The organism is Thioalkalivibrio sp. ALE11 (assembly GCF_000381205.1).
In the GTDB taxonomy this organism is placed as follows: Bacteria; Pseudomonadota; Gammaproteobacteria; order Ectothiorhodospirales; family Ectothiorhodospiraceae; genus Thioalkalivibrio.
On sequence record NZ_KB906175.1, the window covers coordinates 22,968 to 37,214 of the forward strand.

At 68.2% G+C, this 14,247-nt stretch carries 14 protein-coding genes; 11 read left to right on the plus strand and 3 right to left on the minus strand.

From position 1 onward, the window contains the following. The first annotated feature begins 2 nt into the window (after nucleotides 1-2). From pyrH to lpxA, 11 genes are all read left to right on the plus strand, one after another. Nucleotides 3-737, plus strand: a complete 735-nt coding sequence (gene pyrH, locus F620_RS0111435) for a UMP kinase (RefSeq protein ID WP_018870731.1) — start codon at nucleotides 3-5, stop codon at nucleotides 735-737. Beyond that, nucleotides 734-1,291: a ribosome recycling factor gene (frr, locus tag F620_RS0111440; RefSeq protein ID WP_019570656.1), complete on the plus strand. Its 558-nt coding sequence runs from the start codon at nucleotides 734-736 to the stop codon at nucleotides 1,289-1,291. The genes pyrH and frr overlap by 4 nt, the downstream gene beginning before the upstream one ends. 12 nt (nucleotides 1,292-1,303) lie before the next feature. Continuing rightward, on the plus strand, nucleotides 1,304-2,056 hold the full coding sequence (gene uppS / locus F620_RS0111445) for a polyprenyl diphosphate synthase (protein ID WP_019570657.1): 753 nt from the start codon (nucleotides 1,304-1,306) through the stop codon (nucleotides 2,054-2,056). Next, complete coding sequence (locus F620_RS0111450) at nucleotides 2,049-2,876, plus strand: phosphatidate cytidylyltransferase (protein ID WP_019570658.1); 828 nt, start codon at nucleotides 2,049-2,051, stop codon at nucleotides 2,874-2,876. Before uppS ends, F620_RS0111450 begins: the two co-directional genes overlap by 8 nt. Before the next feature lie 41 nt (nucleotides 2,877-2,917). Next, nucleotides 2,918-4,120 carry a 1-deoxy-D-xylulose-5-phosphate reductoisomerase gene (gene ispC / locus F620_RS0111455; protein ID WP_019570659.1) on the plus strand — a complete coding sequence of 401 codons (1,203 nt, stop codon included), beginning with the start codon at nucleotides 2,918-2,920 and terminating at the stop codon, nucleotides 4,118-4,120. Then, complete coding sequence (gene rseP / locus F620_RS0111460) at nucleotides 4,117-5,481, plus strand: RIP metalloprotease RseP (RefSeq protein ID WP_019570660.1); 1,365 nt, start codon at nucleotides 4,117-4,119, stop codon at nucleotides 5,479-5,481. The genes ispC and rseP overlap by 4 nt, the downstream gene beginning before the upstream one ends. A 39-nt stretch (nucleotides 5,482-5,520) precedes the next feature. After that, nucleotides 5,521-7,854 carry an outer membrane protein assembly factor BamA gene (bamA, locus tag F620_RS0111465; RefSeq protein ID WP_018870725.1) on the plus strand — a complete coding sequence of 778 codons (2,334 nt, stop codon included), beginning with the start codon at nucleotides 5,521-5,523 and terminating at the stop codon, nucleotides 7,852-7,854. A gap of 53 nt (nucleotides 7,855-7,907) precedes the next feature. Then, on the plus strand, nucleotides 7,908-8,423 hold the full coding sequence (locus F620_RS0111470) for an OmpH family outer membrane protein (protein WP_019022791.1): 516 nt from the start codon (nucleotides 7,908-7,910) through the stop codon (nucleotides 8,421-8,423). After that, entirely contained in the window at nucleotides 8,416-9,432 is a 1,017-nt protein-coding gene (gene lpxD, locus F620_RS0111475) for a UDP-3-O-(3-hydroxymyristoyl)glucosamine N-acyltransferase (RefSeq protein WP_018870723.1), read from the plus strand. Before F620_RS0111470 ends, lpxD begins: the two co-directional genes overlap by 8 nt. 61 nt (nucleotides 9,433-9,493) lie before the next feature. Beyond that, a complete protein-coding gene (gene fabZ / locus F620_RS0111480) occupies nucleotides 9,494-9,952 on the plus strand; it encodes a 3-hydroxyacyl-ACP dehydratase FabZ (protein ID WP_019022789.1) in 459 nt (152 codons plus the stop codon). Then, entirely contained in the window at nucleotides 9,949-10,731 is a 783-nt protein-coding gene (gene lpxA, locus F620_RS0111485) for an acyl-ACP--UDP-N-acetylglucosamine O-acyltransferase (RefSeq protein ID WP_018870721.1), read from the plus strand. Before fabZ ends, lpxA begins: the two co-directional genes overlap by 4 nt. 118 nt (nucleotides 10,732-10,849) lie before the next feature. On the opposite strand, the gene lpxB is transcribed toward lpxA, so the two are convergent. Genes lpxB through F620_RS0111500 form a run of 3 tightly spaced genes read right to left on the minus strand, consistent with a single transcriptional unit; the run spans nucleotide 10,850 to nucleotide 14,132 of the window. Next, a complete protein-coding gene (gene lpxB / locus F620_RS0111490) occupies nucleotides 10,850-12,031 on the minus strand; it encodes a lipid-A-disaccharide synthase (protein ID WP_019022787.1) in 1,182 nt (393 codons plus the stop codon). Further along, on the minus strand, nucleotides 12,028-13,125 hold the full coding sequence (locus F620_RS0111495) for a DegT/DnrJ/EryC1/StrS aminotransferase family protein (RefSeq protein WP_019570661.1): 1,098 nt from the start codon (nucleotides 13,123-13,125) through the stop codon (nucleotides 12,028-12,030). Before F620_RS0111495 ends, lpxB begins: the two co-directional genes overlap by 4 nt. Continuing rightward, a complete protein-coding gene (locus F620_RS0111500) occupies nucleotides 13,122-14,132 on the minus strand; it encodes a Gfo/Idh/MocA family protein (protein WP_019570662.1) in 1,011 nt (336 codons plus the stop codon). The genes F620_RS0111495 and F620_RS0111500 overlap by 4 nt, the downstream gene beginning before the upstream one ends. Nucleotides 14,133-14,247 lie beyond the last annotated feature (115 nt).

Genomic DNA, 14,247 nt, shown 5'->3' on the forward strand with positions numbered 1-14,247 from the left:
CGATGAGCCAGGACACGCAGCCCGCCTACCGACGCATCCTGCTGAAGCTGAGCGGGGAGGCCCTGCTGGGGGAACATCATTACGGTGTCGATCCGGCGGTGCTGTCGCAGGTGGCCGAAGAGGTCTGCGAACTCTCGCGGCGCGGGGTCGAGGTGGGTATCGTCATCGGGGGCGGCAATATCTTTCGTGGCGCCGGCCTGGCCGAAGGCGGCGTGGACCGCGTGACCGGCGACCACATGGGCATGCTGGCCACGGTGATCAATGCCCTGGCGCTGCAGGACGCGATCGAGCGGGCCGGGCGCTTCTGCCGGGTGATGTCGGCCATCCGCATCAACCAGGTCTGCGAGGATTACATCCGCCGGCGCGCGGTGCGGCACCTTGAAAAGGGCCGGGTGGTGGTGTTTGCCGCCGGCACCGGTAACCCGTTCTTCACCACCGATTCCGCCGCCAGTCTGCGGGCGATCGAGATCAACGCCGATCTGATGATCAAGGCCACCAAGGTGGACGGGGTGTACGACGCGGATCCGTTCACACAGACGGACGCACGGCGTTTCGACAAGCTCACCTACGACGACGCGCTGGAGCGGCGTCTGGGCGTGATGGACACCACCGCACTGGTGATGTGCCGCGACAACGAGCTGCCGATACGAGTCATGAACATGTTTGCGAAGGGGGACCTGCAGCGCCTGGTGATGGGCGAGGCGGTGGGAACCCTGGTCGAGGGGTCCAGGCAATGACAGATGCGACGATCAAGGATGCGCGCGAGCGCATGGACAAGACGCTGGAATCGCTGCGCACGGAACTGGGCAAGATTCGCACCGGGCGCGCTCACCCCAGCCTTCTGGATCACGTGCACGTGGAGTACTACGGTACCGAAGTGCCGATCAACCAGGTGGCCAGTGTGAACGCGGAGGATGCCCGCACGCTGGCGGTGCAGCCTTACGAAAAGGACATGATCGGCAAGATCGAAAAGGCGATCATGACCTCCGATCTGGGGCTCAACCCGTCGTCCCAGGGCATGGTCATCCGCGTGCCGCTGCCGGCGCTGACCGAGGAACGGCGGCGCGAACTGGTCAAGGTGGTCAAGTCGGAGGCCGAAGGGGCGCGCGTGGCCGTGCGCAACATCCGGCGTGACGCCAACAACACCTTCAAGCAGCAGGTGAAGGACAAGGCGATCTCCGAGGACGACGAAAAGCGCGCTCAGGACGAGATCCAGAAGCTGACGGATGATCACATCGCGCGCATCGACAAGATGCTCGCCGACAAGGAAAACGAGCTGATGGAGGTCTGACGGCCTCCGATCATGCCGGATCCGCACCCGAACATGAGTGCCGAAGCCGTGCTGCCCGCCCATGTGGCGGTGATCATGGACGGCAACGGCCGCTGGGCCGAGGCGCGTGGCCAGCCCCGGGCCGCCGGGCACCGTGAAGGCCTCGGCGCGACCCGGGAGGCGGTCCGCTATTTCGGCGAGCGCGGGGTCACCGCGCTGACCCTGTTTGCCTTCAGCAGCGAGAACTGGCGCCGTCCGCGGGACGAGGTGGACGCGCTGTTCGAGCTGTTCATCACGGCGATCGAGGGTGACCTCCCGGAACTGCTGGAGCGCGGCGTGCGTCTGCGTTTCATCGGCGAGCGCGCGCGTTTCCCCGAGGAACTGCAGCAGCGCATGCAGGAGGCCGAGCGCCGGACCGGTGACAACCGGGGTCTGGAACTGGTGATTGCGCTCGGCTATGGCGGACGCTGGGACATGCAGCAGGCGGCGCTTCGCTGGGTGCGCGAGCAGGGTGATGCCGCACGCAGCGACGACGAGGTCGGTCTGGAACGCTATCTCAGTACCGCGGGCCTGCCCGACGTGGACCTCCTGATCCGTACCGGCGGCGAGCAGCGGATCAGCAATTTTCTGCTGTGGCAGGCGGCCTACGCGGAACTGCTGTTCATCGACACCCTGTGGCCGGACATGACCCGCGAGGATTTCGCCGCCGCGCTGGAATGGTATGCCGGCCGTCAGCGCCGTTTCGGGGGCGTTCCGGGGACGCAGGGCGAGACGGTGGATGCTTAAGCAGCGCGTGATCACGGCCAGTGCGCTGGGGTTGCCGGCGCTGGCGCTGATTGCCTGGGGCCCGGCGTGGGCGGTGCTGATCCTGGTCGCCGCGACCCTGGGCCTGGCGGCCTGGGAGTGGGGCGTTCTGGCGCGGCTTCGGGGTGCCGCAATGCTGGTGTCCTGGACCGTGCTGGCGGTGGCCGGGATTGCGCTGCCGACCCTGGCGGGCAGTGAGCACCTGGAGCTGACGGGGGTGATCCTGGGCGTGGCGCTGTGGGCGGCGGCGGCCTTTGCGCTGCCGTTCTATCACGCGGATACGGCGTCGGAGGCGGTCTGGCGTCCCTTGCTGCGGGCCAGCGGGTTGCTGATGGTCGTCGCCGCGGGTGTATCCATCCTGGCGCTGCATCGTCTCGAACCGTTGCTGGTGGTCTATCTGATCGTACTGATCGGGCTGGCGGATACCGGGGCGTATTTTGCGGGTCGGCGCTTCGGCCGCACCGCGCTGGCGCCCGAGATCAGTCCCGGGAAGACCCGCGAGGGCCTGATGGGGGGCATGGGCCTGGTGTTCGTGTTCGCGGTGATCGTGGCCGGGGCCGCCGATCTGGATCCGATGGATGCCCTCCCGTTCGTGCTGCTGTCCATCGTGACCGGGCTGATCTCGGTGGTGGGCGATCTGTTCGAAAGCATTCTCAAGCGCCGTGCCGGGGCCAAGGACAGCGGTTCCTTGCTGCCGGGGCACGGCGGTATTCTGGATCGTTTGGACAGCCATCTTGCGGCGGCACCAGTGCTGGCGGGCGGGCTGTACTGGCTGCAGCTGTGGCCGGTACCCGCAGCCTGATGGTTTCCGGGGCACCACGCCCCGACCTCCGGGAGCATTCCATGAACAAGCAACAGATCACCATCCTCGGCTCCACCGGCTCCATCGGACTCAGCACCCTGGACGTGGTGGCGCGCCAGCCGGAACGCTTCTCGCTGTACGCGCTGACCGCGCACCGCAATGTCGAGCGGATGGAGGCGCAATGCCTGGAGTTTCGCCCGCGGGTGGCGGTGATGGTGGAGCCGGAGGCGGCGGAGAGCCTGCGCGACCGCCTGACCGCTGCCGGCTGCGAGACCGAGGTGCGCGGCGGTGCGGAGGCGCTGGTCGAGGTCTGTCGCGCGCCCGAGGTGGATGCGGTGATGGCGGCGATTGTCGGCGCCGCGGGCCTGCTGCCGACCCTGGCGGCGGCGGAGCACGGCAAGCGGGTGCTGCTGGCCAACAAGGAAGCGCTGGTGATGTCGGGGGCGTTGCTGATGGATGCCGTCGGGCGCTCGGGCGCGCGGCTGTTGCCGATCGATTCCGAACACAATGCGATCTTCCAGTGCCTGCCCAATGGCTACACCTGCGCCGATCCGGTGAGCCCGCACGGGGCCAGCCGGATCTGGCTGACGGCCTCCGGCGGGCCGTTTCGCGAGCGCTCGCTGGAGACCTTCGGCGAGATCACCCCGGACGAGGCCTGCGCCCACCCCAACTGGGACATGGGTCGCAAGATCTCGGTCGACTCGGCGACGATGATGAACAAGGGGCTCGAGCTGATCGAGGCCTGCTGGCTGTTCGCGGTGCCGCCGACGAGCATCCAGGTGGTGCTGCATCCGCAGAGCATCGTGCACTCCATGGTGGCGTATGAAGACGGTTCGGTGCTGGCGCAGATGGGCAACCCCGACATGCGCACGCCGATCGCCCATGCGCTGGCGTGGCCGGAACGCATGTCCTCCGGTGTACAGGCACTGGACCTTCTCAGCATGGGGGCGCTGGAATTCTCCGAGCCCTGCGAGACCCGTTATCCGGCCCTGCGCCTGGCGCAGCGCGCGCTGGAGAAGGGCGGTACGGCCACCGCGGTGCTGAACGCCGCCAACGAGATCGCGGTTGAGGCCTTCCTCGCGGGCGAGCTGGCCTTTGATGCCATCCCGGCCCTGATCGAGGCGACCCTCGAGGGGGTAGAGCCGGAACCCGCGGAGACGCTGGAAGTCGTACTGGGTGCCGACGCGCGGGCGAGAGCGCACGCGCGGGACTGGCTGGACATGCGGAGGCGTGAAGCGGTGTGACGGGATTTCTGACCAGTCTGCTGGCCTTTGTCGTGGCGATCGGGGTGCTCGTCACGGTGCACGAGTACGGCCATTTTCTGGCGGCCCGCCTGATGGGGGTGAAGGTCCTGCGTTTTTCCGTGGGCTTCGGCCGGCCGTTGTGGTCGCGGCGTTTCGGGCGTGATCGGACCGAATTCGCGATCGCCTCCATCCCTCTGGGCGGCTATGTGAAGATGCTCGACGGTCGCGAGGGCGAGGTGCCGGCGGACGAGGAACACCGCGCGTTCGATCGCCAGGGACTGGGGGCGCGGACGTTCGTGGTGTCCGCCGGCCCCGCGGCGAACTTCCTGCTGGCGATCGCGGTGTTCGCGGTGATGTTCATGATCGGCGTGGGCGGCGTGCGCCCGGTGGTGGGCGAGATCACCCCGGGATCGCCGGCCGCGGAAGCGGGCCTGGAGCGGGGCGAGGAGATCGTGCGCATCGCCGGGCGCGAGGTCGGGGACTGGGAACAGGCCAACCTGCGGCTGCTTGACCACGCGGTGCGGGGTGATACGGTGCCGCTGATCGTCCGCGATGCCGACGGTCGCGAGATCGAACGCAGCCTGGATCTGTCGGCCCGCGCCGAACTGCTGGGCGAGGGACAGTTCCTCGACCGCCTGGGCGTGGCGCCGTACCGGCCGCAGCTGGAGCCCGTGATCGGCCAGGTCGAATCCGGTTCGCCGGCCGATCGCGCCGGGCTGCAGCCCGGGGACCGGGTGGTCGCGATGAACGGCGACGGCGTCGCGGACTGGAATGCCTGGGTCGAGCGTATCCGGGCCAGCGCCGGGAGCGAGCTGTCCGTCACGCTGGAACGCGACGGGGTGCGGCAACAGGTGACGCTGACCCCCGAGCCGGTAGAGGCCGAACAGGGTACCATCGGGCGGATCGGGGCCGGCGTGGATCCGGATCAGCCGGCGATGCGCGAGCTGAGCGTGATCGTGCGCCAGGGGCCGGTGGAGGCTGTCGGTTCCGGCGCGGTGCGGACCTGGGAGGTCACGACCCTGACCCTCGGGATCCTCTGGCGCATGGTGACCGGCGAGGCCTCGGTCAAAAATATCAGCGGACCGGTTACCATAGCCGAGTTTGCCGGCACGTCCGCGGTCATCGGGATCTCCGCCTTCCTCGGTTTTCTCGGGATCGTCAGCGTGTCGCTGGGGATTATCAATCTGCTGCCTGTCCCGATGCTCGATGGCGGGCACCTGCTGTACTACGCGGTGGAGGCCGTGAAGGGCAGCCCGGTGTCGGAAAAGACCCAGATCGTGGGCCAGCAGATCGGGTTGCTGATGATCGCGGCATTGATGATCCTCGCCTTCTACAACGACTTGACACGGTTGTTCGGCTGACCGGAAACGGGACCGGACGCCCTCCACTTGGCGGACAGCATGGCGCGACAAAGCTTGAAAGGATGGGCCCTGCTCGGCCTGGTGACCCTCGCGGGGCCGGCCTGGGGGCAGGCCTATCAGATCGAGGACATCGAGATCGAGGGGCTGGAACGCATCACCGCGGGGACGGCTCTGAGCTATCTCCCGGTGGAGGTGGGCGACACCTTCGACGACAGCCAGACGCCGGAGGTGATCCGCGAGCTGTTCCGCACCGGCTTTTTCGACGACGTGGAGCTGGCGCGGCGCGGTGACGTCCTGGTGGTGATCGTTTCCGAACGGCCGGCGATCAACGAGATCCGCTTCTCCGGGAACAACGACATCCCCGACGAGGCGCTGGAGGAGGCACTGGAATCGGTGGGCCTGCGCAGCGGGCGGGTGTTCAACCGGACGCTGCTGGAGCGCATCGAGAACGAGATCCGCGAACAGTATTTCGCCCGCGGACGCTACAACGTGCGCATCGACGTCGACATCGTCGATCTCGCGCGCAACCGGGTGGATGTCGACATCGACATTACCGAAGGGCCGCAGGCGAAGATCCGGGGCGTGAACCTGGTCGGCAACCAGGCGTTCGACGACGGCGATCTCAAGGGTGATTTCGAATCGGGGATCCCGCGCTGGTGGCAGTTCTTCTCCAGCCGCGACGACTATTCCCGCGAGAAGCTCTCCGGCGACCTGGAGACCCTGCGCTCGCGCTACCTGGATTCCGGCTTTCTCGAGTTCGACGTGGATTCCACCCAGGTCACGCTGTCGCCCAATCGCGAAGACCTGTACATCACCATCAATGTCGACGAGGGCGAACCCTATACCCTGACCGGGACTTCGCTGGCCGGTGATTTCGTCATCCCGGAGGAGGAACTCGAGGGTCTGATCGAGGTGGATCTGGGCGCGCCGTTCTCGCGCAGCCAGGTCACCGAGTCGGCGGAGCGCATGGCGGAACGCCTGGAGCGCGAGGGTTATGCCTTTGCCAACGTCAATCCGGTGCCGGATGTCGACGAGGACAGCCGTGAAGTCACGGTGACGTTCTTCGTGGACCCCGGTCCCCGGGTGTACGTGCGGCGGATCAACATCTCCGGCAACGAGAACACCCAGGAGAGCGTCTACCGCCGCGAGCTGCGGCAGATGGAGTCGTCCTGGTACAACGGGGCGCTGATCGAGCGCTCGCGGATCCGCCTGCAGCGGCTGCCGTTCGTTGCCAGCGCGAACGTGGAAACGCGGCGGGTGCCGGGCTCGGACGACGAGGTCGATCTCGACATCAGCGTGACCGAACGCCAGTCCGGCGCGCTGTCCATCGGCGCCGGGTATTCGCAGAACCAGGGGTTGCTGCTGTCCGGCTCGATCTCGCAGGACAACTTCCTCGGCACCGGCAACCGGTTTTCCACGGAGATCAGCACCTCCGACGTGAACCGGGTTTTCCGCATGAACCTGACGAACCCGCATTACACGCCGGCCGGGGCCAGCCGCGGTTTCTCGGTGTTCTACCGCGAAGTGGACGCCGAAGCGGCGAACATCTCGCGTTATTCCACCGACCGCTACGGGTTCAACGTGACCTACGGGATCCCGCTGTCGGAGGTGGACCGGGTGCGCATCCGGCCGGGATTCGAGCACATTGCGGTCAATACCGTGGACCACACCGGCGGACGCACGGGCACGCCGGTGGAGATCCGCGACGAACTGGACGAGTTCGGTGACACGGCCAACCTGGTCAAGCTGGAAACCAGCTTCATCCACGACACGCGGGATTCGACGACCTTCGCCAGCGAGGGCCGGCGGCACCGGATCGGGATGGAGCTGGCGATTCCCGGCAGTGATCGCGAGTTCTACAAGCTGACCTATTCCGGCGAGGAGCTGTTCCGCCTGAGCGAGCGTTTCAGCTTCTCCGTTTCCGGAGGCATCGGTTACGGCGACGGGTTCGGCAGCGACGAACTGCCGTTCTTCGAACGGTTCTTTGCCGGCGGGATCCAGTCGGTGCGCGGCTACGAGGCCAACCGTCTGGGCGACCTGCGGCCGCTGCGCAACGGGCAGCCGGCCACGCGCGACAGCAACGATGATCCCTATGGCGGGCGCCTGCGGACCACGGTGTCCGGCGAGCTGTTCTTCCCGGCCCCGTTCGCCGCGGATAATGATGCGATCCGCATGAGTACCTTCGTGGACGCCGGCAACGTGTTCAACGAGCCGGGCGATTTCGACGTGGGAGAGCTGCGCGCGGCGGCGGGACTGGCGCTGACCTGGTTCTCGCCGGTGGGGCCGCTGAGCTTCAGCGTGGCCGAGCCGCTGAACGACGAGCCGGGTGACGATACCCAGAGCTTCCAGTTCCAGCTGGGCGCGGGCTTCTGAACGAGCACAACCGCAGTGACAAGCACGGGGGCGGCAATGCCCCGGGAGGCGGCATGAAGGCCTGGATAACGGCCGGGATCGGTTTCGCACTGGTGGTGGCGGGCTGGACGGCAGTGCCCGCGATGGCTGGCGCGCAGACCGTGGGTTACGTGACCATGAACCGGATCCTGGAGGATTCACCGCAGGCCGAACAGGCGATGCGCGAGCTGGAGGAGGAGTTTTCCCCGCGCGATTCCGAACTGGTGGCCGAACGCGAGGAACTGCAGCGGCTGCGCGATCGCCTGGAGCGCGAGGGCGACATGATGGATCCGTCCGAACGGGCCGCGCTGGAGCGCGAGTTCTCGGCGCGTTCGCGCGAGTTCCGGCGCGCCCAGGAGAGCTTTTCCGAAGACCTCAACGTGCGCCGCAACGAGGAACTGTCGCGCCTGCAACGGCGCATCAATGACGCGATCGCCGAGCTGGCGCGCGAGCGCGACATCGACGTGATCCTGACCGAGCGCAACGTGCTCTACGCCTCGGATCGCGTGGACATCACCGACGACGTGCTGGCCGCGATGCAGCGTGAGTGATCCGGACGGCATCGAGACCGCGGCCCTGGCGCGTCGGGTCGGGGGCGAGCTGGAGGGCGACGGTGCGCGGCGTATCCGCGGACTGGCCTCCCCGGCGCGTGCGGCACCGGATCAGCTGGCATTCGTGGTGCGCGCCGATGCATTGCCGGACGGGCTGGCGGACTCGCGCGCCGGGGCCCTGCTGATTCCCGCCGATCTGCCTGCCGCGGTTCTGCCGGCCGGGGCGGTGCGCATCCGCGTGGCGGCGGTTTATCCGGCCTATGCGCGTGTGAGCCAGATGCTGGCCGCAACGCGCCGCGCGCGTGAGCCGGGCATTGCGCCTTCGGCGGTTGTCGATCCGTCGGCACGGGTCGATCCCGCCGCGACGGTCGCTGCCGGCGCGGTCGTCGGCGCGGGTGCCCGCCTGGAATCCGGTGCCGTGGTCGAGGCGCAGGCGCATGTCGGCCGCGACGCGGTGATCGGCGCGGGCAGCTTCCTGCATCCCGGCGTGCGCGTACTCGACGGCGTGGTGCTGGGCGAGCGCTGTCTGGTGCACGCCGGCACGGTCATCGGGGCCGACGGTTTCGGCTTCGCGCCGGAAGACGGCACCTGGCTCAAGATCGAGCAGCTGGGCGGGGTCCGCGTGGGTGATGATGCGGAGATCGGGGCCAACTGCACGATCGATCGCGGGGCCGTGGAAGACACGCGGATTGGTCACGGCGTGAAGATCGACAACCTGGTTCATGTTGCCCATAACGTCGAGATTGGAGACCATACGGCGATTGCCGGCTGTGTCGGTATCGCGGGCAGTGCCCGCATCGGCCGGCATTGTGCCATCGGCGGCGGGGCGGGGATCCTCGGCCATCTGAGCATCGCCGACCACGTGACGATTCACGCGATGACCCTGGTCACCCGCAGCATCGAGCAGGCCGGGCATTACGCCTCGGGCGTTCCGCATCAGGAGGCCCGACTGTGGAACCGGACCCTGGCCCGCCTGCGGCGCCTGGGCCGACGCGCGCGCGACACATGAGCAGCAGGGCATCCGGCGGCCCGAAACAACATCACCAGGACAAGAAAACAGGATACGCCCCGTGGATGCCCTCGACGTTCAGCAGATCATGCAGTACCTCCCTCACCGTTACCCGTTCCTGCTGGTGGACCGGGTGGTGGAATGCGAACCCGGCGAGCACCTGGTCGGGCTGAAGAACGTCAGCATCAACGAGCCGTTCTTTCAGGGGCATTTTCCGGTCAAGCCGGTGATGCCGGGGGTGCTGATTCTCGAGGCCCTGGCGCAGGCGACCGGGCTGCTGGCGTTCAAGACCGAGGAGGCGCGCGGCGAGAATCAGGACAAGCAGCAGCTCTATCTGTTCGTGGGCATCGATCAGGCGCGCTTCCGCCGCCAGGTGGTGCCCGGTGACCAGCTGGACCTGCGGGTGGAGCTGACCCGAACGGTGCGCGGGATCTGGCGCTTTGACGCCGAGGCGAAGGTGGAAGACGAGATCTGCGCCACCGCCGAACTGATGTGTGCGGGCAAGGAAATCGAGGCGTGATCGACTCGCGGGCGGACATCCATCCGAGTGCCGAGCTGGACAGTTCGGTGGAAGTGGGGCCGTTCTCGGTGATCGGCCCGAACGTGCGCATCGGCGCGGGGACCCGCGTGGGGCCGCACGTGGTGATCAACGGGCCGACCGAGATCGGCCGCGACAACCGCATCTTCCAGTTCTCGTCGATCGGCGAGGAGCCGCAGGACACCAGCTATCGTGGCGAGCCGACCCGCCTGGTGATCGGCGACCGCAACGTGATCCGCGAGTCGGTGACCCTCAGCCGCGGAACCGCCAAGGGACTGGGCGAGACGGTGATCGGCCATGACAACCTGATCATGGCCTACGTGCACATCGCCCATGACTGCACCATCGGCAGCGAGATCATCTTCTCCAACGCCACCTCGCTGGCCGGCCACGTGGAGATCCACGACAAGGCCACTCTGGGCGGCTTTACCCTGGTGCACCAGTTCTGCCGCGTGGGGACCTTCGCGTTCACCAGCATGGGCTCGGCGCTCAACCGCGATCTGCCGCCGTACTGTCTGGCCAGCGGCAACTACGCGCGGCTGATCGGGATCAACAAGATCGGGCTGCGCCGCAACGGGTTCAGCGACGAGGCGATCCAGGGGCTGCATCGGGTGTTCATCCGCGGCATGCGCGGGCGCGCCGGGCGCGAATCGCATCTCGACGAGATGCTGGCGGAGACCGATATCCCCGAGGTGCGCGATCTGATCCACTTCGTCCAGGGGTCGCGGCGCGGCATCCTGCGGGGTGGTCGCCAGCACTGACCGCGGTTTTCGCGCGCAAGCGCGCTCCTGAGGGGGTACCGCACGGGGCACACGGGGTATGGGTCGGGCCCCGGCATCCCGGCATCCAGGGGCAAACGCGCTGAGCCCGCACGGCGCGTCAGTCGGCGGGCAGCAGGTGTCCGTGCTCCAGCATCTCGGCGGCCGCCGCGGCCACGCGGCGATCCGCGCCGCCGTCGCCCAGTCTTTCCCGTACCCGTGACAGGCGCTCGCGCATCGCCTCCAGGCGTTGCGGTTTCCGCAGCAGGGCGTCGGCGTCGTCGGTGAGGCGTTGCGGGTTCGCGTCGTGCTGCAGGTATTCGGGGACGACCCCTTCCTCGGCGACGATGTTGACCAGCGCGATGTGCTCCAGGTGCACCAGGCGGCGGAACACGAAATGCGACAGTGCGCCCATGCGGTAGAACACCAGCATCGGCGCCCGCAGCAGGCCGGCCTCCAGGGTGGCAGTACCGGAGGCGGTCAGCAGCAGGTCGGCGCCGGCCATCACCGCGTGGGTCCCGTCCTCGCCCCCGACGTAGTCCAGCGGCGGTGTGCCGGCGCTCTCGTCGTGCCCGGCGGGCGGCGGGGCCAGCCCGGCCAGGCGCTCGGCGGTGACCCCGGGGGCGAGACCCACCGCGAAGCGCAGATCCGGATGTCGATGGTGCAGGCGGCGGGCGGTTTCCAGCAGCAGGGGCCAGTGGCGCTTGAGCTCGCCGCCGCGGCTGCCCGGCAGCAGGCCGACGATCCGGGTATCCGGTCCGACGCCCAGGCGTTCGCGCAGGGGCGGTTCCGGCGCCTGCACGCGGTCCACCAGCGGGTTGCCGACATAGCGTACCGGGACGCCGGCGCGTTCATAGATCGCGGTCTCGAACGGGAACAGCACGGCCATGGCGTCGACATGGCGCCGGATGCGGCGGATGCGGCCGCTGCGCCAGGCCCACAGCTGCGGGCTGACGTAGAACAGCACCGGGATGCCCAGGCGTTTGGCATGCGCGGCCAGGCGCAGGTTGAACTCGACGTAGTCGACCAGCACCAGCAGCGCGGGGCGGGTGGTCTCGAGGTGGTCGCACATGCGGCGGAACAGCCGTCGCAGGCGGGGGTAGTTGACCAGCACGTCGACCAGCCCGACCACCGCCAGTTCTTCCACGTCGATGCGGGTATCGACGCCGGCGGCGCGCATGCGTTCACCGCCCATCCCGGAGAAACGCAGGTCGTCGGCGTGGCCGGCAAGTTCCCGCACCAGTCCCGCCCCCAGGGCGTCGCCGGAGGTCTCCCCGGCGCAGACGACGACCTCGCGGGTCATGCCAGTGTGCGGCGGATCCGCTCGACGATGCGATCGACCTGGGCGTCTTCCAGCTCGGGGAAGACCGGCAGGGACAGGCAGCGCGCGGCCACCGATTCGGTTACCGGCAGGGATTCAGGCTCGCCGTCGGGTTCTGCGAACGCCTTCTGCTGGTGCAGCGGCACCGGGTAGTAGATCGCGTTGGCGATGCCGTCCTCGGTGAGTGCGCTCATCAGCGCCTCGCGGTGATCGGTCAGCAGGGTGTACTGGTGGTATACGTGGACGCCGATCCCGTCCTCGTGCGGGGTCTCCAGCGGCAGGTCCTTCAGCCCCTCGCTGTAGCGCGCAGCCACGCGCCGGCGCTCGGCGTTGTAGTGGTCGATGTGCGGCAGCTTGCAGCGCAGGATCGCCGCCTGCATCTCGTCCAGGCGCGAGTTGTAGCCGATCTCGTCGTGGTAATAGCGGACGCTGGAGCCGTGGTTGCGCAGGCGGCGCAGGGCCTCGGCCGAGGACGGACAGGAGGTGGTCACCAGCCCGCCGTCGCCGAAGGCGCCGAGGTTCTTGCTGGGGAAGAAGCTGAACGCCCCGAACGCGGTGGTGGAGCCGGTCTGCGCGCCGTCGATGCTGGCGCCGAAGGACTGCGCGCAGTCCTCGATGACCAGCAGCTTGTGGCGCTCGGCGATCTCGCGGATGCGCGGCAGATCGGCCGGCTGGCCGAACAGATGCACCGGCAGCACGGCCCGGGTGCGCGGGCTGATGGCCGCCTCGATCTGCTCCGGGTCCAGATTGAAGGTCCGCGGGTCGATGTCGATGAACACCGGCTCGGCGCCCAGATAGCGGATGGCCTCGGCGGTCGCGATGAAGGTGAACGGCGTGGTGATGATCTCGTCACCGGGCCCGACGCCCGCGGCATGCAGCGCCAGTTGCAGGGCGTCGGTGCCGGAGGCGCAGGTGATGGCGTGTTCCACGCCGAGGTAGTCGGCCAGCTCCTCTTCCAGCGCCTGGACGTTGGGTCCGAGGATGAAACGGGCGCCGGTGAGGACTTCCTGCAGGGCGGCATCGATCTCGGTGCGCAGCGTCTGGTACTGACGCTGCAGGTCGACCATGGGGATCACGGGCGGGCTCCTGTTGCGGATTCGATTGCGGAGTGCGGGCCGTCGGCGCGGCCCATCACGTTGAGATTGGCCTGCACCAGTTCGGTGATGCGGCTGGCGGTCTCCAGCGCGCGCTGGCCGTCGCGGCCGCTGACCAGGACCGGGGCGTCGCCGCGCGCGGCGGCCACGAACGCGCGGATCTCGGCGAGCAGGGCATCGGCCTCGTCGAACACGCGCTCGCCGCGGTGGATCTCGGGCGCCCCGGTCTCGGGATCGACGTCACCCAGGTGGTTGAACGACAGGATGCGGTTCTGGAAGTCCACCGAGGCGTAGGCATGCGACTGGAAGATGCGCATGCGCCGCTCGGATTTGGTGCTGATACGGCTGGAGGTGACGTTGGCCACGCAGCCGTCCTCGAACTCCAGGCGCGCATTGGCGATGTCGATGTCGCCGGTCAGGACCCGGGCGCCGGAAGCGCGGATCTCGGCCAGCGGCGAGTCGACCAGGGCCAGGATGATGTCGATGTCGTGGATCATCAGGTCCAGCACCACCGAGACGTCGGTGGCGCGCGGCTTGTACGGCGCCAGTCGGTGCGACTCGATGAAGCGCGGGTGCAGCGGATTCTCGGTCAGCTGGCGCAGGGCCGCGTTGAAGCGTTCCAGATGCCCGACCTGCAGTACCACGCCGCGTTCTTCGGCCAGCCGGTTGAGGGCCTCGGCCTCGTCCAGTGTCGCGGTCACGGGCTTCTCGACCAGCACGTGGCAGCCGGCCTCGATGAAATCGCGGGCGATCGCGTAGTGCAGGGTGGTGGGCGCGGCGATGGAGACCGCATCCACCCGGCCGATCAGGGCGCGGTGGTCGGTCTCGGCCGCGCAGCCATGTTCGGCGGCGACACGGCGGGCGGTTTCGGGGTCGGCATCGGCCACCGCCACCAGTTCGGTGTCGGGCAGTGCCGCGTATTTGGCCGCATGCCAGCGGCCGAGATGGCCAACACCGACGGCGGCGCAGCGCAGGGGATTCTGGGACATGGTCGGGATGCTCGGTCCGGAGGGGGCTGTGCTAGGATTTCGGCGCCATTGTAACGGATCCCCCGGATGGCGTGCGGGGGCTCGCCCGGGAAAACGGCGTGCGGACATCGGGAGC